Genomic DNA, 18,618 nt, shown 5'->3' with positions numbered 1-18,618 from the left:
CCTCAGGCTGTTATTTTTACCATCACGTGGGAGCGGGCTTGCCCCGCGATGCGGCGCATCAGGGCATCGGCTTGGCCAGCCGCGCCGGGCCGCGCACCGCGATACCGCCGAGGGCGTAGTAGAGCCCGCCGCCGAGCAGCGAACCGGTGAACCAGCCGTAGTCGTAGAACCAGCTGAAACTGCTGTTGCCAATCGCCATCACGGTCAGCGCCACCGGCACGCCGAAGGCAATGAACCCGGCCCAGTTCCACGCCGGGTACACGTCGTCGCGGTACAGCCCGGCGAGGTCCAGCTGCTGGCGGCGGACCAGGAAGTAGTCCACCACCATGATCCCGGCGATTGGCCCTAGCAGGCTGGAATAGCCCAGCAGCCAGTTGGAGTACAGGCTCTCCAGGCTCAGGTCGGAGACGATCCAGCCGAGCTTCTTGAGCAGCTCGTGGCCCATCAGCGCCAGGCCGATGAAGCCGGTCAGCCAGACGGCACGGCTGCGCCCGATCAGGCGCGGGGCGATGTTCTGGAAGTCGTTGGTGGGCGAGACGATGTTGGCCGCGGTGTTGGTCGACAGCGTTGCGACGATGATCAGCGCCATGGCCAGGGCCACCCAGCCGGGGCTCTGGATATGGCCGATCAGGCTCACCGGGTCGGACACCGTCTGACCCACCAGCGAGGCGGAGGCAGCGGTCATGATCACGCCCAGCGAAGCGAACAGGAACATGGTCAGCGGCAGGCCGAAGATCTGCCCGAGAATCTGGTCCTTCTGGCTTTTCGCGTAACGGCTGAAATCGGGGATGTTCAGCGACAGCGTGGTCCAGAAACCGACCATGGCGGTGAGCCCGGCGCAGAAGTAGCCGACCACGCTGGCGCCCTCGGGGCGTTTGGGCGGCTGCGCCAGCAACTCGCTCATCGACATGTGCGGCAGCGCCCAGAACAACAGGCCGACACCGACCGCCACCAGCAACGGTGCCGACAGCGTCTCCAGCCATTTGATCGACTCGGCGCCGCGCAGCACCACCCACAGGTTCAGCGACCAGAACAGCATGAAGCCGATCACCTCGCCGGATCCACCCAGTGCCTTCCACTCGGGGAACAACGAACCCAGGAACAGGTGGATGGCCAGACCGCCGAACATCGTCTGGATACCGAACCAGCCGCAGGCCACCACGGCGCGGATCAGGCACGGCACGTTGGAACCAAAGATACCGAACGAGGCGCGCAGCAGCACCGGGAACGGGATGCCGTATTTGGTCCCGGGGAAGGCGTTGAGGGTCAGCGGGATAAGCACGATGAGGTTGGCCAGCAGGATCGCCAGCAGCGCCTCGCCCACGCTCAGGCCGAAGTAGGCGGTGAGCACGCCGCCAAGGGTGTAGGTAGGCACGCAGATGGACATGCCCACCCATAACGCAGTGATGTGCCACTTGTTCCAGGTGCGCTGGTGCACCTTGGTCGGTGCGATGTCGTGGTTGTAGCGGGGGCTGTCGAGGACGTCGCTGCCGGCGTCGAGCTCGTACAGGCCATGCTGCTCGACCACTTGCGATCTGCTCTGTTGCATGGGGTTCTCCAGGTCTTTTTTCTTGTAGTTGTCGCTCATCGGGCTGACGCGATGGCCGGAGTACACACACCACCAGTACTGCACCTCCGGCCCGGCCAGGCGGTTGTGGCCTGCGTTTTCAACAAACGTGCCGGGAAAGCCCGCGCCTTCCCGGCAGGCCGCCGCCGACCGGAGGTAACTCACTGACCTGCAGAGGCATTCATCAAGGCGGCAGGCGAAGCGGGAGCTCCTGGGCATGCCGTCTGTCTGGCCGGTCCAGCACCCGCGTGGTTCAAACGGGTGCAACCTGGAAAAACACCGGCGCGGCCTGCGCCATCCAGCCAGTAAACAAACACCTGATTTTGCGTAGAAAATCTTGACCAATTTGGCTTCCTGTCAAGTGCGTCAAAATGGTGAAGGGGTGTCACTTTTTGGTGAGCTGGTGAATAAATTTTTAAAAATCAATTAGTTATTGTTTTTGATGGTTGCATATATTTTTTCTTGATGAATATCCGATCAGATACTAGCCTCGATTCTTGTCAGGCCTGACAGGATTGATGAAATCACCTCCAGCGCCCGGCCAACACAATTCCAAGAACCGGCCAGAAGACCGGTCAGCCTGCGAGGAAAACGGCATGTCCCTGTTGATCCGTGGCGCCACCGTGGTTACCCATGAAGAGAGCTACCCCGCCGATGTCCTGTGTGCCGATGGCCTGATCCGCGCCATCGGCAAAGACCTCGAAGCCCCCACCGACTGTGAGATCCTCGACGGCAGTGGCCAGTACCTGATGCCCGGCGGCATCGACCCGCACACCCACATGCAGCTGCCGTTCATGGGCACGGTGGCCAGCGAGGACTTCTTCAGCGGCACTGCCGCGGGTCTGGCCGGGGGCACCACCTCGATCATCGACTTCGTCATCCCCAACCCGCAGCAGTCGCTGCTCGAAGCCTTCCATACCTGGCGCGGCTGGGCGCAGAAGAGTGCCAGCGACTATGGCTTCCACGTCGCCATCACCTGGTGGAGCGAGCAGGTCGCCGAGGAGATGGGTGAACTGGTCGCCCAGCATGGAGTGAACAGCTTCAAGCACTTCATGGCCTACAAGAATGCGATCATGGCCGCCGACGACACCCTGGTGGCCAGCTTCGAACGCTGCCTGCAACTGGGCGCGGTACCCACGGTGCACGCCGAAAACGGCGAGCTGGTCTATCACCTGCAGCAAAAATTGCTCGCCCAGGGCCTGACCGGCCCCGAGGCACACCCGCTGTCGCGTCCGTCCCAGGTCGAAGGGGAGGCCGCCAGCCGCGCCATCCGTATCGCCGAAACCCTGGGCACGCCGCTGTATCTGGTGCATGTCTCCAGCCGCGAGGCGCTGGATGAGATCACCTATGCCCGGGCCAAGGGCCAGCCGGTTTACGGTGAGGTGCTGCCGGGGCATCTGCTGCTCGACGACAGCGTTTACCGTGATCCGGACTGGGCCACCGCCGCCGGCTACGTGATGAGCCCGCCGTTCCGCCCGCGCGAGCACCAGGAGGCGCTGTGGGGTGGCCTTCAGTCGGGCAACCTGCACACCACGGCCACTGATCATTGCTGCTTCTGCGCCGAGCAGAAGGCCATGGGCCGCAACGACTTCAGCCGGATCCCCAACGGCACCGCCGGCATCGAAGACCGCATGGCGGTGCTGTGGGACGCCGGGGTGAACAGCGGGCGCCTGTCGATGCACGAGTTCGTCGCGCTGACCTCCACCAACACCGCGAAGATCTTCAACCTGTTCCCGCGCAAGGGCGCGATCCGCGTCGGCGCCGATGCCGACCTGGTGCTGTGGGACCCGCAGGGCACCCGTACCATCAGCGCCCAGACCCACCACCAGCGGGTCGATTTCAACATCTTCGAAGGCCGCACAGTGCGCGGCGTCCCCAGCCACACCGTCAGCCAGGGCAAGGTGCTCTGGGCCGATGGCGACCTGCGTGCCGAGCCGGGCGCGGGGCGTTATGTGGAGCGCCCGGCCTATCCCTCGGTGTACGAGGTGCTGGAACGGCGTGCCGAACGGCAGAAACCGACGCCGGTTCAGCGCTGAAGCAGCTGGGGCTGCTGCGCAGCCCTATCGCCGGCAAGCCGGCTCCCACAGACAGCGCGTCGTGGCTGCTGAATGCACAACCTGTGGGAGCCGGCTTGCCGGCGATAGGGGCGCAAAGCGCACCCTGATTACAACACACATGCTCCTGTTGACTGCCATCCCCCAGAACGGACAGGCGAGTGACCGCCGCCTGAACCCATAAAAAAGCGAGAGGCTACAACCGTGATCGATGCCCTGAACCACTTGCCGCGCCCCCGCGCCGGCGCCGACCAGCTGGCAGAGGCCTTCAGCGACCTCGCGCCCCCGCTCACCGCCCGCCAGGCCGCTGTCGAGAGCGCGCGCTGCCTGTACTGCTACGACGCGCCGTGCGTCAATGCGTGCCCCAGTGAAATCGACATCCCCTCGTTCATCCACCGCATCAGTGACGAGAACCTGCAGGGCGCCGCCGAACGCATTCTCTCGGCCAACATCCTTGGCGGCAGCTGCGCCCGTGTTTGCCCCACGGAGATCCTTTGCCAGCAAGCCTGCGTGCGCAACAACGCCCAGGAGTGCGCCCCGGTGCTGATCGGCCAATTGCAGCGCTACGCCCTGGACCATGCCGACTTCACCGAGCATCCGTTCCAGCGCTCACCGGCCAGTGGCAAGCGCATCGCCGTGGTCGGCGCCGGCCCCGCCGGATTGTCGTGCGCGCACCGGCTGGCCATGCACGGCCACGACGTGGTGATCTTCGAGGCGCGGGAGAGGGCCGGTGGTCTCAACGAATACGGCATCGCCCGCTACAAGCTGGTGGACGACTACGCCCAGCGCGAAGTGGAATTCCTGCTGGGCATCGGCGGAATCGAGATCCTCCATGGCCAGCGCCTGGGCGGCAACCTGTCGTTGGCCGAGCTCCACGGCCAGTACGACGCGGTGTTCCTCGGCCTGGGCCTGGGGGCCGTGCGCCAGCTGGGCCTGGCGGACGAAGACGCGCCGGGCCTGCTTGCCGCCACCGACTATATCCGTGAGCTGCGCCAGGCTGACGACCTCACCCAGCTGCCGTTGGCTGACCGCTGCCTGGTGCTCGGCGCCGGCAACACCGCCATCGACATGGCCGTGCAGATGAGCCGCCTGGGCGCCCGCGACGTCAACCTGGTGTACCGCCGCGGCGAAGCCGACATGGGCGCCACCGGCCATGAGCAGGAAATTGCCAAGCACAATCAGGTGCGCCTGCACACCTGGGCACGGCCCGATGCCGTGCTGCTGGATGATGCCGGGCGCGTGCGTGGCATGCGCTTCGCGCGCACGCAATTGATCGACGGACGCCTGGGCGATACCGGCGAAACCTTCGAGCTGGCCGCCGACGCGATCTTCAAGGCCATCGGCCAGCGCTTCGATGAGCAAAGCCTCGGCGATCCGCTGGCGGCGCAACTGGCCCGCGACGGCGAGCGCATACAGGTGGACGCGCACATGCGTACCTCCATCCCCGGCATCTACACCGGCGGCGACTGTACCGCGCTGGGCCAGGACCTCACCGTCCAGGCCGTGCAACATGGCAAGCTGGCCGCCGAAGCCATCCATGCCCAACTCATGCTCAACGTGGAGGCTGCGTAAATGGCCGACCTGTCCATCGTATTCGCCGGCATCAAGGCACCCAATCCATTCTGGTTGGCTTCCGCGCCCCCCACCGACAAGGCCTACAACGTAATCCGCGCCTTCGAGGCCGGCTGGGGCGGGGTGGTGTGGAAGACCCTGGGCGAGGACCCGGCGGCGGTCAACGTGTCGTCGCGCTACTCGGCGCACTACGGCGCCAACCGCCAGGTGCAGGGCATCAACAACATCGAGCTGATCACCGACCGCTCGCTGGAGATCAACCTGCGCGAGATCACCCAGGTGAAGAAGGACTGGCCCGACCGTGCGCTGATCGTGTCGCTGATGGTGCCGTGCGTCGAAGAATCCTGGAAGTTCATCCTGCCGCTGGTGGAAGCCACCGGCGCCGATGGCATCGAGCTCAACTTCGGCTGCCCCCACGGCATGCCCGAGCGCGGCATGGGCGCCGCCGTCGGCCAGGTGCCCGAATATGTGGAAATGGTCACCCGCTGGTGCAAGACCCATTGCACGCTGCCGGTGATCGTCAAGCTCACCCCCAATATCACCGACATCCGCCAGTCGGCGCGCGCTGCCCACCGGGGCGGGGCGGACGCAGTGTCGCTCATCAACACCATCAACTCGATCACCAGCGTCGACCTGGACCGCATGGTCGCGCACCCCATCGTCGGCGACCAGAGCACCCATGGCGGCTACTGCGGGTCGGCGGTCAAGCCGATCGCCCTGAACATGGTCGCCGAGATCGCCCGTGACCCCGAGACCCGCGGGCTGCCGATCTGCGGCATCGGCGGTATCGGCACCTGGCGCGACGCCGCCGAGTTCATCGCCCTGGGTAGCGGCGCGGTACAGGTGTGCACGGCGGCGATGCTGCACGGCTTTCGCATTGTCGACGACATGCAGGACGGCCTGTCGCGCTGGATGGACCAACATGGCCACCGCAACCTCGAGGCGTTTCGTGGCCAGGCCGTTGGGCACACCACCGACTGGAAATACCTGGACATCAACTACAAGTCGGTGGCGCAGATCGACCAGGACGCCTGCATCGGCTGCGGGCGCTGCCACATCGCCTGCGAGGACACCTCGCACCAGGCCATCGCCAGCACCCTGAAGGCTGACGGCACTCACGCCTACAGTGTGATCGAGGCCGAGTGCGTGGGTTGCAACCTGTGCCAGATCACCTGCCCGGTGGAAGGTTGCATCGACATGCAGGCGCAGGACACCGGCAAGCCGTACATGAACTGGACGCAGGATCCGCGCAATCCCTATCGTGAGGCGGGTTGAGGAGGCCGTCGATAAACACGCCTCGGCAGCGGTGATGCCTGCTCGAGCTCCGCGCTAGCTGATTGCGGTCTCGTGCAGGCATCGCCACACCACGCCGCGGTTGCTGCACTCCAGCAGTGCCAGTGACCAGCGTGCCTGCACCACACCCTGCAACCGATGGGTTTCCTTGTAGCGCACTGCTACGTTCACCCCGGCCTGCCATACCACCTGGACGTTGCTGACGACGATCTCCAGCCCTGGCCGTGCGCCGGCCGCCCGGCTGAACAGTTGCTCCACCTGTGCGCGGGTCACCACCGTGCCCGCCGTGCCGACCATGCTGAAATCATCGGCGAACACCGCCATCAGTCCACCGAGCACTGCCTGGGTCTCGGCCGCTGGGCGGGTGAAGATTCTGTGGATCAGCTCATGAACGTGATGAATGCTGCGTTCGGCGCGGGCAATCGCTTGGTCAGGCATGGCGAGGGGTCTCCGGGGGTAGTGTGTGCAGTGTCATCAGTGGCGCCAGCCCGAGCAGCGCGGCCAGAGTGAAGGTCAGGTGATAGGCGTCCGGCGTACTCAGGCCCACCAGTAAAAGGTTGAAGATCATCAGCAGCAAGGCGGCGCCGACGCTGAAGGCCATCTGTCGATTGAGGTTCCACAGCACGCTGGCCTGCTGCATCCGCTCGCCGCTGAAGTCGAGCAGCGCGGTGGTCTGGGCGGTGTTGGCACCGATGCCGCCGCCGATGCCCATGAGGCCGTAGGCCGCCATCAGTACGGCGTTGTCCGTCGGGGTATCGACCATGACCAGCAGGCAGATACCCAGGCTGTGCAGGAGCATGCCGAGCAGCAACAGGCGGGCGGCACCGACGCGGTTGTACAGGCGGCCGGCCAGCAACATGGCGGCGAAGGCCCCGGCGGCGTAGAGCAGCATGAACAGGCCGGTGGCCTGGGCGCTCAGTTGCAGCACATCCTGCAGATAGAAGATGTTCAACAGGTTGACCCCGGTGAACACCCCGGGGATCGCATGGTAGACCTGCATCGAGACTCGCAGGCGGGGGATGGCGAGCAGCTTCAGCTCGACGATGCCTGCCGCAGCGCGTTGGTAATGGGCGCGGTACAGCAAGGCGCAGGACACACCCGCCAGCAGGCAGGCGATGGCCAGCAGGGCGCCATGGCCGGCACCATACAGCGACAGGCCCAGCAGCAGGCAGGCGAGGGCGGCGCTGACCAGCAGCAATCCCTTGAAGTCCGGGCGTGGCGCTGTCGGACCCGGTGCCTGGTCAAGCCAGGCCCAGGCCAGCGCCGCCGTCAGCAGGGCCAGCGGAATGTTGCTGTGGAAGACCCACGGCCAGCGGCCATGGTCGACGATCAACCCGCCAAGGGTAGGTGACAGCGCCGGCGCCAGCAGCGCAACGGCCATCACCAGGGTGGACACACGGGCGCGCTCCGGGCCCTGGAAGCGTTCGAAGGTCAGCGCCTGCCCCACGGGGATCAGCAAGCCACCGGCCATGCCCTGAACCAGGCGCCAGGCAATCAACGCGGCAAAGCTCTGCGCCTCGCCGCAGCCCCACACCGCCACGCTGAACGCCAGCATGGCGGCGCTCAACAGCCGCCGCGCGCCCCAGCGATTGGCCAGCCAGGTGCTCACCGGCACGGCCAGGGTCAGCCCGAGCATGTAGGCATTGCCAACCCACGCGCTGCTGGCGTTGCCGATGGCGAACTCGGCGGCGATCCGTGGCAACGCCACGGTCGGCATGAACAGGTTGATGCAGTCGATGAAGAACCCCATCAGGAAGATCGTTGCCACGCGATACCGGTACGTCATTGCCACTCCTTTTCGACGCGCAGAGTAGGTGTCGTGGACTGTCCCTGTCGATGTCGCTACCCTTGAAACTCTGTTTGATGGAAGTGAACAATGCCGCGCACGGCCCTCCACACCCAGCTCAACCGGGTGCAGACGTTTCTGGCGGTGGTCGACTTCGGCTCCTTCACCAAGGCGGCGGAATTTCTCGGCATCAGCAAAGCCATGGCCAGCCAGCACGTCAAGGCGCTGGAGCAGGCCCTGGGGGTGACGCTGCTGGCGCGCAGCACCCGTGCTATCGCCCCGACCGAAACCGGCCAAAGTTTCTATGAAGATTTCAAGGTGATCGTCAGCGATGTCGAAGGCGCCTTCGCCAATGTACTGCGCCGGCACAACGGCCTATCGGGCAATCTGCGCATCAGCACCACCGGGGAGTACGGTGAGCGTTTCATCCTGCCGCTGATCCCGCTGTTCGCCGAGCGCTACCCGGCGTTGTCGCTCAGCTACGATACCGACTCGTCGCTGAGCGACCTGATTGCCGAGCGGCTCGACCTGGTGGTGCGCCTTGGCGCGTTGCCGGACTCGAACCTGCGCAGTCGCCAGCTGGCCGAGTACGACATTGTGCTGGTGGCTGCTCCGGCCTTTCTTGCTCGCCATGCCATTGAACGGCCCGAGGAACTGGCGGATACACCCTGGATTGCCAACAGCAACCTGCAGAGCCCGACCGCCTGGACCTTGCACAGCGCGCAGGCGGGGAGTGCAAGCGTTGTCGGCCGGGCGGCCTACCAGTCCAATGCATCCCACGCCATCCGGGCGATGGCCTGCGCCGCCCTGGGCGTAGCGGTGCTGCCGGCTTGGCTGGTCGAGCAAGACCTGGCCGACGGCACCCTGCGGCGGGTACTGCCGGACTACAGCCTGCCGAGGCAGCCGATCAGCGTGGTGTACCCCAACAGCAGCCATGTGCCGCACAAGACCCGGGTGTTCATCGATTTTTTGTGCGAGCACCTGGGGCGCTAAGGGCGCCGCTCACGGCTCCAGGCCGATGCCGCGCAGGATGACGCCGGTCACGGTCTGCACCGCTTGCTCGAACGCCATGTCCGACAGCGGCTCACCGTCATTGAGCAGGGTGACCTGGAAACCGAAGTCGGCGTAGTGCTGGGTCGCCGCCCAGATCATGTACAGCAGCGCCGATGGTTCCACCGGCAGGATGCGCCCGTCGTCGACCCAACTGCGGATCTTCGCCTGCTTGAGCTGCGCCCACGGCACCAGGATTTCGTCCAGGCTGGGGCCCAGCAGCGGGGCGCCGTGGAGGATCTCCTCGGCCCAGATCTTCGAGCCCAGCGGCCGCGAGCGCGAATGGCCCATCTTGGCGCGGATGTAGCTGGTCAGCACCACCCGCGGGTCGTCGAAGTGCTCGAAGCACAGGGCATCCTGTTTCCAGACGTCCAGCAGGTCCTGCAACACGGCGCGGTACAGGTCGTCCTTGGTGCTGAAGTAGTAGTGCAGGTTGGAGCGCGGCAGTTGCGCCCGTTCGGCGATATCGCCCATGGAGGTGGCGGCGTAGCCCTTGTCGGCGAACACCTGCTCGGCGGCTTGCAGGATCTTTTCGACGTTGCGCCGGCGGATCTCGATCTTGTGGTTGGCCATGGGCTGTCCGTGGTGACCTGAACAGGGCAAGGCTAACAGCTTTGCCGGGGCGGCGATAAGGTCAAGGTTGCCGGCTTGGCAACAGCGTCAGTGCCTGGCGGCTGGCGCTGCGCAGGTCCTCTCCGGGCACGCCGTCACGGGCCTGCACGGAGATACCGTGGAGGAAGGTGGCATAGAAGTGGCCGAGGGCCTCGGCCTGCGTGTCGGCCGGCAACTGCCCCTGGTCACGGGCTTGGCGCAGGCGCTCGATGATCGACTCGGTACGCTGCCGGCGGTGCCCGGACAACCACTGCTGGACGGCCAGGTTGTCCGGTGCCACGCCGCTGGCGGCGCTGACCACCAGGCAGCCCCTGGGCTCGTTGGCGCGGGTGTAGGTGCTGATGGCGTCCTCGAGCATCCGTGCCAGGGCCTGGTGGATATCCGGCAGGGCCAGGGCGCGGTCGGCGAAGCCGCCCTCGGCCGACTCGTACAGGGCCACGGCTTCCTCGAACAGTTGTTGCTTGCTGCCGAAGGCCGCGTAGATGCGCGCGGAGGCGATGCCCAGCGCGGACACCAGGGCCGACATCGAGGTGCCCTCGTAGCCATGTTCCCAGAACAGCCGCATCGCCTTGCGCAGCGCCTGTTGCTTGTCGAATTCCCGAGGTCGCCCTGCCATCGCTCGCCTGCCTGATTACGTGAAAGGCGCATTCTAGCCAATTTGCGATTGACGGGCAGCGCCATTCGACCCTATTGTTTGTCGATCAACAAACAATTGGATGACATCATGCGAACACTCAAAGGCCCCAGTCTGCACCTCGCGCAGTTCAGCGCCGACAAGCCACCGTTCGACAGCCTCGACAGGATCGCCGAGTGGGCGGGAGAGTTGGGCTTCAAGGGGTTGCAGGTCCCGGCCTGGGACGCCCGGCTGTTCGACCTGGAACTGGCCGCGCAGAGCACCGGCTACTGCGATGAGGTCAAGGGGCGGCTGGCCGAGCACGGCTTGCAGGTCAGCGAGCTGACCACCCACATGATCGGCCAGTTGGTCGCGGTCCATCCGGCCTACGATCCAATGTGCGACGCCTTCGCCCCGGCCGCGCTGGCCGGGCGGCCGGCAGAACGCACCGCCTGGGCGACCGAGCAGATGACACTGGCGGCTCGGGCCAGCCGCAACCTGGGCCTGGAGGACATGGGGACCTTTTCCGGCGCGCTGGCCTGGCCCTACCTGTTCCCGTTCCCGCAGCGTCCCCAGGGCCTGGTGGAGGCTGCCTTCGAGGAGCTGGCGCGGCGCTGGCGGCCGATACTCGACTGCTGTGACGAACAGGGTGTCAACCTGTGCTTCGAGATCCACCCGGCCGAGGACCTGCACGATGGCACCAGCTTCGAGCGTTTCCATGCCCTGGTGGGGGAGCACGTGCGTTGCCGCATCCTCTTCGACCCCAGCCATTTCGTGTTGCAGCAACTCGACTACCTGGCCTATCTGGACCTCTATCACCCACTGATCCGCATGTTTCACGTCAAGGACGCCGAGTTCAACCCGAGCGGTCGGCAGGGCGTGTATGGCGGCTACAGCGATTGGGCCGAACGTGCCGGGCGCTTCCGATCGCTGGGTGACGGGCAAGTGGACTTCAAGGCCATCTTCTCGCGGCTGGCGCAGTACGACTTCGCGGGGTGGGCAACCCTGGAATGGGAATGCTGCCTGAAGCATCAGGAGGACGGCGCCCGTGAAGGCGTCGAGTTCATCAACCGCCACATCATCCGGGTCACGGACCAGGTGTTCGACGATTTCGCCGGCGCACCGATCGACGCCCATCAGATCCAGCGCATGCTGGGCATCGACACGGGGGCTCGGGTATGAACCTGGCCATCGAGTCTTTGGCTGACGCCTTCGAGCATGTCTATGTGCAGGTGCAGGGACAGCGCATCCACTGTGTCGTGGCCGGCGCGGGCGAACCGGTGCTACTGGTGCCGGGCTGGCCACAGACCTGGTACGCCTGGCGCCATGTGCTGCCGATCCTGGCCGCGCGCGGGTTCCGTGCCATTGCCATCGATCCGCCGGGCCTGGGGGATTCGGACCGCCCCGAGCAGGGCTACGACACCGGCAGCGTCGCCGCTGTGCTGCATGCCGCGATGACCCAGCTGGGGCATGAGCGCTATCACCTGGTCGGTCACGATGTGGGGATGTGGGTGGCCTATGCCCTGGCCAGTGATTGGCCACAGGCGGTGCGCTCGCTGACGGTGGCCGAGGCGGTGATCCCGGGGCTTGCCGAGGCGCCGTCGATCTTCGTGGCGCCGCAGGACAACATCTTCCTTTGGCACTTCCTGTTCAACCAGGTTCGCGATCTGCCGGAGTTCCTGATCGCCGGACGTGAGGAGGGCTACCTCAACTTCATGTTCGACCGATGGGCGATCCATCGGCATGCGGTGGCGGCGGATGTCTATATCCGTGCCTACGCCTCGCCGGGCGGGATGCGGGCGGGCTTCGCCTATTACCGGGCGATTCCCGAGACCATCAGGCAGAACCGCGAACGGGCCAGGCATCCGCTGCCCATGCCGGTGCTGGCGATCGGTGCCGAGCACGCCACGGGCGATGCGCCGCTGCGTACGCTGCAGGGGCATGCCGACTCGGTGCGCGGGGTGATCCTGCCGGGTTGCGGGCACTTCGTCATGGAGGAAGCACCGGTGTCGTTCAACGAGCACCTGCTGGCGTTCCTGGACGAGGTCGAGGTCAACCGCTGATCGCGGTCGTGGCCCTGGCGGCGTCGGTCACGGCTTGCTGGTGATCGGCGCGCAACACGGTCAGTTTGCGGCGCTCGTACTCTTCCTGGCTCAGACCCTGGCGTTGCAATGCCTCGAGTTGCAGCTGACGGGCTTCCTCGGCGCTGTAGGGGCGTAGCTCAGGATGGCTGGCGCAACCGCCCAGCACGGCGATGGCCAGGGTGGCGAGGAGGAGGCGGGCGGTGGTGTTCATCGGGATGATACCGTGGGCTGTCGGATCGATGAACCCAGGTTATTGGCCACGGTGGCACGATGGAAATCGCTGTGCTCGATAGTGACTATCGACGTCTGCGCGCCTGCCGTTTAAGGAATGCTCATGGCCCTCAGCGCGGCATGTAGCCCAGTTGCCAGGCACGCGGGATGAACACCGTCACCAGCGCCAGCAAGCAGGCCAGGGCGCAACTGGCCGCCAGCGCCTGCAAGCCCAGCCGTTGCTGCAGCCAGGCCCCGAGCGCGGCACCCAGCAGCATGCCGCTCCAGGGCACCAGTTGTACCCGCCAGCCATGGCGCCGCTCACCCAGCAACCAACGCCCCAGGCCACGGCCGAAGCGCGACAGCGCGCCGGTTACGTAGGTCAGGCCGATCGGCAGGCCGTTCACCTGTTCGACCACGGCGTTGAGCATGCCCATGGCCAAGGTGGCCGCGATCAACGCGGGCAATGTGGTGGGCGCAGGCCACGCTGCGGCAAACGCCAGCAGGCTGGCGGTAATCAGCAGCAAGGGTGCGGCGCGGCGGCGCAAGCGGCGGGCCAGCAATACACCCAGGGTGTTGCCCAGCACGAAACTGAGGATCGCCAGGGCCAGGCGCAGCATCAGCGCCAGGTCCGCCTGGCTGATGGCCACCGCCAGGCGCGTGGTGTTGCCGCTCATGAATGATACGAAGTCGCCCAACGCCAGCAGGCCGATGGCGTCGGTCATGCCGGCCAGCACCGACAATCCGGCCACCAGCCCCAGGCCGACCCGGCCGCGCAGGGCCTGCAAGCGGACCCGACGGGCACTGTGCTGGGAGGTGGCGGTGGGTAGCATGGGGCGAGTCTCCGGGGCGCAGGGGGCTTTGATCTTATACCCCGGCCAGCACCTTGCGCATGGGGATGCAGGACAGTTCGAGGCCGAATGGTGACTGGTAGATCGACAGCGCATCGCCGATGTAGCCGCAGCGGCGATAGAACGCCGCTGCGTTCAAGGTCGAGTCCAGGTGGACATCTTCCAGACCTTCGGCCCTGGCGATGCCTTCGAGGTGTTCGACCATCGCCCGGGCGATGCCACGGCCCATGAATGCCGGCAGTACGAACAGGGCACCCAGTTCACCGCTGTGCCGGTCGAGCATGCCAGTGGCGACGATCGTGTCGTCGATGCAGGCAAGGTGGAAATGCTCGGCGACCAGGGCCGCGTAGCCTTCTGTGAACGGTACGTCGGCCCAGGCCTGGGCCAGGGTGGCATCGTAGGCTTCGGTGCACTGCCACAGGATCGCCTGGCGGCGGATGGCGTACGTGTCCAGCGCGTCGTGACGGCTGGCGCGGCGTATGGCGAGCATGGGTTCCCTCCCGGTTGAGCCTGGATGATAACAAGGGCGCCGGGGCAAACGGACGCAGGCCTCGCCCGCACCATCAACTGCCTGCTCGACTGACTGTGGGTCAGAACGATCCCGTTTGCACCTCGCCGCTGCGTGCGTAGTGGGCCAGCAATACGCCCTTGGGCGTGCTGCTCGACTCCACCAGTGTGAAGGCCGCGGCCTGGGCATCGTCACCGAACAGGCGCTTGCCACGCCCAAGCAGCAAGGGGTGGATCAGCAACCGCAGTTCATCCACCAGGCCGGCCGCCAGCAGTTGGCGTACCAGTTCGCCGCTGCCTTGGGTCAGCAGCGTCGGGCCGTCCTGTAGCTTGAGGGCGCGCACCGCCCCCGTCACATCAGCGCCCAACGGGTGACTGTTTTGCCAGTCGATGGATTCGGGATGGTGCGTGGCGACATGCTTGGCCACGCCATTGAACAGGTCGGCCAAGGGCCGGTCCGGCGCCTCGGGCCCGACCTTTGGCCAGAACCCGGCGAAGATATCGTAGGTGCGTCGCCCCAGCAGCAGTTCGAACGGTTGGCTGAACAAGGTCTGCATGGCTTGGCCGAAGGCCTCGTCGGCCAGGGGCGGGATCCAGCCACCAAAGGTGAAGCCGCCGCTGGTGTCTTCCTCCGGCCCGCCGGGGGCCTGCATGACGCCGTCGAGGGTGACGAAGGCGGCGACGATGAGCTTGCGCATGGGGTGAACCTCCTCGGGTGTGTGCTGGATAGTCGAACGGGGTTGGCGAGAATCGACAGCAGTGCTGAACGATAGTCAGGTTCGACGGATGGGGGCACGGGAGGAGAGAAAGCAGGTGCGGGATACGCGGTCATCCGTAGGAGCGGCTTCAGCCGCGATGCAGGCACCGCGGAATCTGGCACCCGCTCTGCGGGTGATCGCGGCTGAAGCCGCTCCTACAGATGGTCCGATTACAGCCAGTAGGTCACCGCCCACCAGCCCAGGCCGCCCATGACCACGGTATAGGGCAGCGCCATCCACACCATGCGCCCATACGACAGGCGAATCAGCGGTGCGATTGCCGAGGTCAGCAGGAACAGGAACGCCGCCTGGCCATTGGGCGTGGCCACGCTGGGCAGGTTGGTGCCGGTGTTGATCGCCACCGCCAGGGTCTCGAAATGCTCGCGGCTCATCGCGCCATTGACGAACGCCTGCTTGACCTCGGTGATGTAGATGGTGGCGACGAACACGTTGTCGCTGATTGCCGAGAGCAGGCCGTTGGCCAGGTACAGCATGCCCGGCTGCTGCTCGCTGGGCAGCGCCAGCACCCAGGCGATCAGCGGGCTGAACAGTTGCTGCTGGTGGATCACCGCGACCACGGCGAAGAACACCACCAGCAGCGAGGTGAACGGCATGGCATCCTGGAACGCACGGCCCAGGCGATGCTCGTCGGTGATGCCGGTGAAGGCGGTGATCAACACGATGACCAGCAGGCCGATCAGGCCCACCTCGGCGATGTGCAGGCCAAGGCAGACGATCAGGATCAGCGCGGCCAGGCCCTGTACCACCAGCGCCACCCGTTGCGCCTGGGTGCGGGCGGCATCGTCCTCGGCGGCGTAGCTGGCCAGCACCTGGCGCACGCGTTCGGGCATCAGCGTGCCGTAGCCGAACAGCCGCAGCTTCTCCAGCAGCACGCAGGTCACCAGGCCCGCCGCCAGCACCGGCATCGACACCGGCGCGACCTTGAGGAAGAAGTCGGCGAAATGCCAGCCCATTTCATGGCCGATCAGCAGGTTCTGCGGTTCGCCCACCAAGGTGCACACGCCACCCAGCGCCGTGCCCACCGCGCCATGCATCAGCAGGCTGCGCAGGAAGGCGCGGAACTGCTCGAGGTCTTCGCGGTGCAACTGCTCGACCTGATGGTCGCTGTCCAGCGCCGATTCCTCACGAGGATTGGCACCCGAGGCGACCCGGTGGTAGACGGCATAGAAGCCTACAGCGGCGCTGATGATCACCGCGGTCACGGTCAGGGCATCGAGGAACGCCGAGAGGAACGCCGACAACACGCAGAACAGCAGGCTCAGCACGGCCTTGGAGCGCACGCCGAGCAGGATCCGCGAAAACAGGTACAGCAGCAGTTCCTTCATGAAATGGATGCCGGCGACCATGAACATCAGCAGCAGGATCACCGGGAAGTTGTGCTGCAACTCCTCGTACAGGGCTTCGGGCGTGGTCAAGCGCAGCAGCAGCGCCTCGACTAGCAGCAGGCCACCGGGCATCAACGGGTAGCATTTGAGTGCCATGCCCAGGGTGAAGATGAACTGGATCACCAGCACCCAGCCGGTGACCACCGGACCGAGGGTTGCCAGTAGCAAGGGATTGAGCAGCAGGAACAGGCAGATGACGGCCTTGTACCAACGCGGCGACTGGCCCAGGAAGCTGTGGGCGAGGGCGCCGGTCAGGGAGCGGGACATGAATTTGTATCCTTTTGATTCAGCAGTGGCGCACGGTGCCGGATCGTGCGTCAGGGTGCAAGTTGTCCAGTCCGGCTTTTGGCACATGCACCGCCTTGCGGGTGCGCTAAGATCCGCCGTTGTGAATCCTTTCCCCACAGGAGTGCCGTCCGTGACCGAATACACCGCGTTCAAGGTCGAACTGACCGACCACATCGCCCACGTGCAGATCAACCGCCCGGAAAAGATCAACGCGATGAACGCCGCCTTCTGGGAGGAGCTGGTCCAGATCTTCCAGTGGATCGACGACACCGACGCGGTGCGGGTGGTGGTACTCAGCGGCGCCGGCAAGCATTTCTCCTCCGGTATCGACTTGATGATGCTGGCCGCGCTGGCCCAGCAACTGGGCAAGGACGTCGGCCGCAACGCTCGGATGATGCGTCGCACCATCCTGCGCCTGCAGGGCTCGTTCAACGCCGTGGACAACTGCCGCAAGCCGGTGCTGGCGGCGATCCAGGGCTACTGCATCGGTGGCGCCATCGACCTGGTCTCGGCTTGCGACATGCGCTACTGCGCCGGTGATGCGCAGTTCTCGATCAAGGAGATCGACATGGGCATGGCCGCCGATGTCGGCACCCTGCAACGTTTGCCGCGGATCATCGGTGACGGCATCATGCGTGAGCTGGCCTACACCGGCCGTATGGTCGACGCCCAGGAAGCGTTGCGCATCGGCCTGGTCAACCGCGTCTATGATGACCAGGCGGCGCTGCTCTACGGGGTCTTTGCCATCGCCCGCGAGATCGCCGCAAAATCACCGATCGCCGTGGCCGGCACCAAGGAGATGATCAGCTACATGCGCGACCATCGCATCGACGATGGCCTGGAGTACATCGCCACCTGGAACGCCGCCATGCTGCAGTCCGAAGACCTGCGCGTGGCCATGGCCGCCCACATGAGCAAACAGCAACCGACGTTCGCCGACTGACTGACAGTGGCGGGCGCCATCTAGGGACCCGAAACCATGTCAGCACGCTGGACAACCGCAGTACTCGACCCGCAGATTTCCGGCGGACTGGCCGTCGCCCGCAGCCCGGACGGGTTCCTGATGGACGCCAACGGCGCGTTGTTCCCTCGCGACTGGCTCAAGCGCCAGGACCTGGACGTGTTGTGCGAGCATGGCATCGGACACCTGGACGGCGAGCCGGTGTTCCTGCTGGAGCTACGCAGCGCCAGCGAAGTGCCGGGGTGTGGCTGGCAGGGGCTGCGCCGCTTCATGCTCGAAGGCGATTTCGATACGTACAAGGTACTTGGTTATGCCGCGCAGATCGGCACCTGGGCCCGCGAGCACCGTTTTTGCGGCAGCTGTGGCCAGCCGATGGCGCAGATCCGCTGGGAGCGGGCGATGTATTGCCAGCCGTGCGACCTGCGCAGCTATCCGCGGATTTCACCGAGCATGATCGTGCTGATCACTCGGGGGGACGAGGTGCTGCTGGCCCGTTCGCCGCGTTTCGTCAGTGGGGTCTACAGCACCCTGGCGGGCTTCGCCGAGCCGGGGGAGTCGGCCGAGGATTGCCTGGTGCGCGAGGTGCGTGAGGAGGTGGCGGTGGAGGTGAAGAACATCCAGTACGTCGGCAGCCAGTGCTGGCCGTTTCCGCATTCGATGATGCTCGGGTTTCATGCTGAGTACGCTGGGGGGGAGATTGTCATGCAGGCGGATGAGATCGAGGATGCGCGGTGGTTCGATGTGCATGCGTTGCCGCCTTTGCCGGCGGGGCGGTCGATTGCTCGGTATCTGATTGATCTGTATGTTGCTCGGCGGTTGGGCTTGCCTGAGCCTGTGCTGCAGAGGTGAGTGCTGCTCATTCTACGGGGCTTGATCTATCAGTTTAAAGTCTGCATCCCATATCAATAGATATGCACTATTGTCCGGCCTCGGAAATACGTTCTCTTTTGGCGAGTGGCTTGGGTGTTCGGCCAAGGCGCCGCCAAAAGAGAACAGCTTATTTCCG

At 65.4% G+C, this 18,618-nt stretch carries 18 protein-coding genes; 8 read left to right on the top strand and 10 right to left on the bottom strand.

Annotation, left to right across the window (positions count from 1 at the left end):
* Positions 1-58: 58 nt before the first annotated feature.
* Positions 59-1,549, bottom strand: a complete 1,491-nt coding sequence (locus tag LOY42_RS16550) for an NCS1 family nucleobase:cation symporter-1 (RefSeq protein WP_258598484.1) — start codon at positions 1,547-1,549, stop codon at positions 59-61.
* A gap of 614 nt (positions 1,550-2,163) precedes the next feature.
* Here LOY42_RS16550 and hydA point away from each other — a divergent pair.
* The 3 genes from hydA to preA all read left to right on the top strand — a co-directional run bounded on the left by hydA (position 2,164) and on the right by preA (position 6,468).
* Positions 2,164-3,603, top strand: a complete 1,440-nt coding sequence (hydA, locus tag LOY42_RS16545; protein WP_139671940.1) for a dihydropyrimidinase — start codon at positions 2,164-2,166, stop codon at positions 3,601-3,603.
* A 222-nt stretch (positions 3,604-3,825) separates the two neighbouring features.
* Complete coding sequence (locus LOY42_RS16540) at positions 3,826-5,193, top strand: NAD(P)-dependent oxidoreductase (RefSeq protein ID WP_258598482.1); 1,368 nt, start codon at positions 3,826-3,828, stop codon at positions 5,191-5,193.
* The gene (gene preA, locus LOY42_RS16535; RefSeq protein ID WP_139671934.1) at positions 5,194-6,468 is read left to right on the top strand and encodes an NAD-dependent dihydropyrimidine dehydrogenase subunit PreA; all 1,275 of its coding nucleotides are present in this window, start codon (positions 5,194-5,196) and stop codon (positions 6,466-6,468) included.
* A 54-nt stretch (positions 6,469-6,522) separates the two neighbouring features.
* On the opposite strand, the gene LOY42_RS16530 is transcribed toward preA, so the two are convergent.
* Both LOY42_RS16530 and LOY42_RS16525 read right to left on the bottom strand, forming a co-directional pair.
* Positions 6,523-6,924, bottom strand: coding sequence for a DUF4440 domain-containing protein (locus tag LOY42_RS16530; protein ID WP_139671931.1), 402 nt, complete (start codon positions 6,922-6,924; stop codon positions 6,523-6,525).
* A complete protein-coding gene (locus LOY42_RS16525; protein ID WP_258598477.1) occupies positions 6,917-8,272 on the bottom strand; it encodes an MFS transporter in 1,356 nt (451 codons plus the stop codon). Before LOY42_RS16525 ends, LOY42_RS16530 begins: the two co-directional genes overlap by 8 nt.
* Before the next feature lie 90 nt (positions 8,273-8,362).
* Between LOY42_RS16525 and LOY42_RS16520 the strand changes: the two genes are divergently transcribed.
* Positions 8,363-9,265 carry a LysR family transcriptional regulator gene (locus tag LOY42_RS16520; protein ID WP_139671925.1) on the top strand — a complete coding sequence of 301 codons (903 nt, stop codon included), beginning with the start codon at positions 8,363-8,365 and terminating at the stop codon, positions 9,263-9,265.
* Positions 9,266-9,274: 9 nt separating this feature from the next.
* Here LOY42_RS16520 and LOY42_RS16515 read toward each other — a convergent pair whose 3' ends face one another.
* The gene (locus tag LOY42_RS16515) at positions 9,275-9,895 is read right to left on the bottom strand and encodes a TetR/AcrR family transcriptional regulator (RefSeq protein WP_110698456.1); all 621 of its coding nucleotides are present in this window, start codon (positions 9,893-9,895) and stop codon (positions 9,275-9,277) included.
* Between the two features lie 61 nt (positions 9,896-9,956).
* On the bottom strand, positions 9,957-10,550 hold the full coding sequence (locus LOY42_RS16510) for a TetR/AcrR family transcriptional regulator (RefSeq protein ID WP_258598473.1): 594 nt from the start codon (positions 10,548-10,550) through the stop codon (positions 9,957-9,959).
* A gap of 108 nt (positions 10,551-10,658) precedes the next feature.
* Between LOY42_RS16510 and LOY42_RS16505 the strand changes: the two genes are divergently transcribed.
* Positions 10,659-11,729, top strand: a complete 1,071-nt coding sequence (locus LOY42_RS16505; RefSeq protein ID WP_258598472.1) for a sugar phosphate isomerase/epimerase — start codon at positions 10,659-10,661, stop codon at positions 11,727-11,729.
* Complete coding sequence (locus LOY42_RS16500; RefSeq protein WP_258598470.1) at positions 11,726-12,610, top strand: alpha/beta fold hydrolase; 885 nt, start codon at positions 11,726-11,728, stop codon at positions 12,608-12,610. The genes LOY42_RS16505 and LOY42_RS16500 overlap by 4 nt, the downstream gene beginning before the upstream one ends.
* Here the strand turns inward: LOY42_RS16500 and LOY42_RS16495 are convergent.
* The 5 genes from LOY42_RS16495 to nhaB all read right to left on the bottom strand — a co-directional run bounded on the left by LOY42_RS16495 (position 12,600) and on the right by nhaB (position 16,630).
* Positions 12,600-12,842: a hypothetical protein gene (locus tag LOY42_RS16495; RefSeq protein ID WP_258598468.1), complete on the bottom strand. Its 243-nt coding sequence runs from the start codon at positions 12,840-12,842 to the stop codon at positions 12,600-12,602. The genes LOY42_RS16500 and LOY42_RS16495 overlap by 11 nt on opposite strands.
* A 130-nt stretch (positions 12,843-12,972) precedes the next feature.
* Complete coding sequence (locus LOY42_RS16490) at positions 12,973-13,674, bottom strand: YoaK family protein (protein WP_139671914.1); 702 nt, start codon at positions 13,672-13,674, stop codon at positions 12,973-12,975.
* 34 nt (positions 13,675-13,708) lie between these two features.
* Positions 13,709-14,182: a GNAT family N-acetyltransferase gene (locus LOY42_RS16485; protein WP_139671911.1), complete on the bottom strand. Its 474-nt coding sequence runs from the start codon at positions 14,180-14,182 to the stop codon at positions 13,709-13,711.
* Between the two features lie 100 nt (positions 14,183-14,282).
* Complete coding sequence (locus tag LOY42_RS16480) at positions 14,283-14,897, bottom strand: dihydrofolate reductase family protein (RefSeq protein ID WP_139671908.1); 615 nt, start codon at positions 14,895-14,897, stop codon at positions 14,283-14,285.
* A gap of 230 nt (positions 14,898-15,127) precedes the next feature.
* Positions 15,128-16,630 carry a sodium/proton antiporter NhaB gene (gene nhaB / locus LOY42_RS16475; RefSeq protein WP_139671902.1) on the bottom strand — a complete coding sequence of 501 codons (1,503 nt, stop codon included), beginning with the start codon at positions 16,628-16,630 and terminating at the stop codon, positions 15,128-15,130.
* Positions 16,631-16,781: 151 nt separating this feature from the next.
* On the opposite strand from nhaB, the gene LOY42_RS16470 reads away from it, so the two are divergent.
* Together LOY42_RS16470 and nudC are read left to right on the top strand one after the other, a co-directional pair.
* Complete coding sequence (locus LOY42_RS16470; RefSeq protein ID WP_258598464.1) at positions 16,782-17,594, top strand: crotonase/enoyl-CoA hydratase family protein; 813 nt, start codon at positions 16,782-16,784, stop codon at positions 17,592-17,594.
* Between the two features lie 36 nt (positions 17,595-17,630).
* A complete protein-coding gene (nudC, locus tag LOY42_RS16465) occupies positions 17,631-18,461 on the top strand; it encodes an NAD(+) diphosphatase (RefSeq protein WP_258598462.1) in 831 nt (276 codons plus the stop codon).
* The last annotated feature ends 157 nt before the right edge of the window (positions 18,462-18,618 follow it).

The organism is Pseudomonas sp. B21-023, assembly GCF_024749165.1.
Classification (GTDB): Bacteria; Pseudomonadota; Gammaproteobacteria; order Pseudomonadales; family Pseudomonadaceae; genus Aquipseudomonas.
Note: the sequence above shows the minus strand (reverse complement) of the source record. Positions and strands in the feature narration are given on the sequence as shown.

Coding starts and splice junctions, on each gene's coding strand:
- LOY42_RS16550 (WP_258598484.1), bottom strand. CDS start 1,549: ATGCAACAGAGCAGATCGCAAGTGGTCGAGCAGCATGGCCTGTACGAG.
- hydA (WP_139671940.1), top strand. CDS start 2,164: ATGTCCCTGTTGATCCGTGGCGCCACCGTGGTTACCCATGAAGAGAGC.
- preA (WP_139671934.1), top strand. CDS start 5,194: ATGGCCGACCTGTCCATCGTATTCGCCGGCATCAAGGCACCCAATCCA.
- LOY42_RS16530 (WP_139671931.1), bottom strand. CDS start 6,924: ATGCCTGACCAAGCGATTGCCCGCGCCGAACGCAGCATTCATCACGTT.
- LOY42_RS16525 (WP_258598477.1), bottom strand. CDS start 8,272: ATGACGTACCGGTATCGCGTGGCAACGATCTTCCTGATGGGGTTCTTC.
- LOY42_RS16520 (WP_139671925.1), top strand. CDS start 8,363: ATGCCGCGCACGGCCCTCCACACCCAGCTCAACCGGGTGCAGACGTTT.
- LOY42_RS16515 (WP_110698456.1), bottom strand. CDS start 9,895: ATGGCCAACCACAAGATCGAGATCCGCCGGCGCAACGTCGAAAAGATC.
- LOY42_RS16510 (WP_258598473.1), bottom strand. CDS start 10,550: ATGGCAGGGCGACCTCGGGAATTCGACAAGCAACAGGCGCTGCGCAAG.
- LOY42_RS16505 (WP_258598472.1), top strand. CDS start 10,659: ATGCGAACACTCAAAGGCCCCAGTCTGCACCTCGCGCAGTTCAGCGCC.
- LOY42_RS16500 (WP_258598470.1), top strand. CDS start 11,726: ATGAACCTGGCCATCGAGTCTTTGGCTGACGCCTTCGAGCATGTCTAT.
- LOY42_RS16495 (WP_258598468.1), bottom strand. CDS start 12,842: ATGAACACCACCGCCCGCCTCCTCCTCGCCACCCTGGCCATCGCCGTG.
- LOY42_RS16490 (WP_139671914.1), bottom strand. CDS start 13,674: ATGCTACCCACCGCCACCTCCCAGCACAGTGCCCGTCGGGTCCGCTTG.
- LOY42_RS16485 (WP_139671911.1), bottom strand. CDS start 14,182: ATGCTCGCCATACGCCGCGCCAGCCGTCACGACGCGCTGGACACGTAC.
- LOY42_RS16480 (WP_139671908.1), bottom strand. CDS start 14,897: ATGCGCAAGCTCATCGTCGCCGCCTTCGTCACCCTCGACGGCGTCATG.
- nhaB (WP_139671902.1), bottom strand. CDS start 16,630: ATGTCCCGCTCCCTGACCGGCGCCCTCGCCCACAGCTTCCTGGGCCAG.
- nudC (WP_258598462.1), top strand. CDS start 17,631: ATGTCAGCACGCTGGACAACCGCAGTACTCGACCCGCAGATTTCCGGC.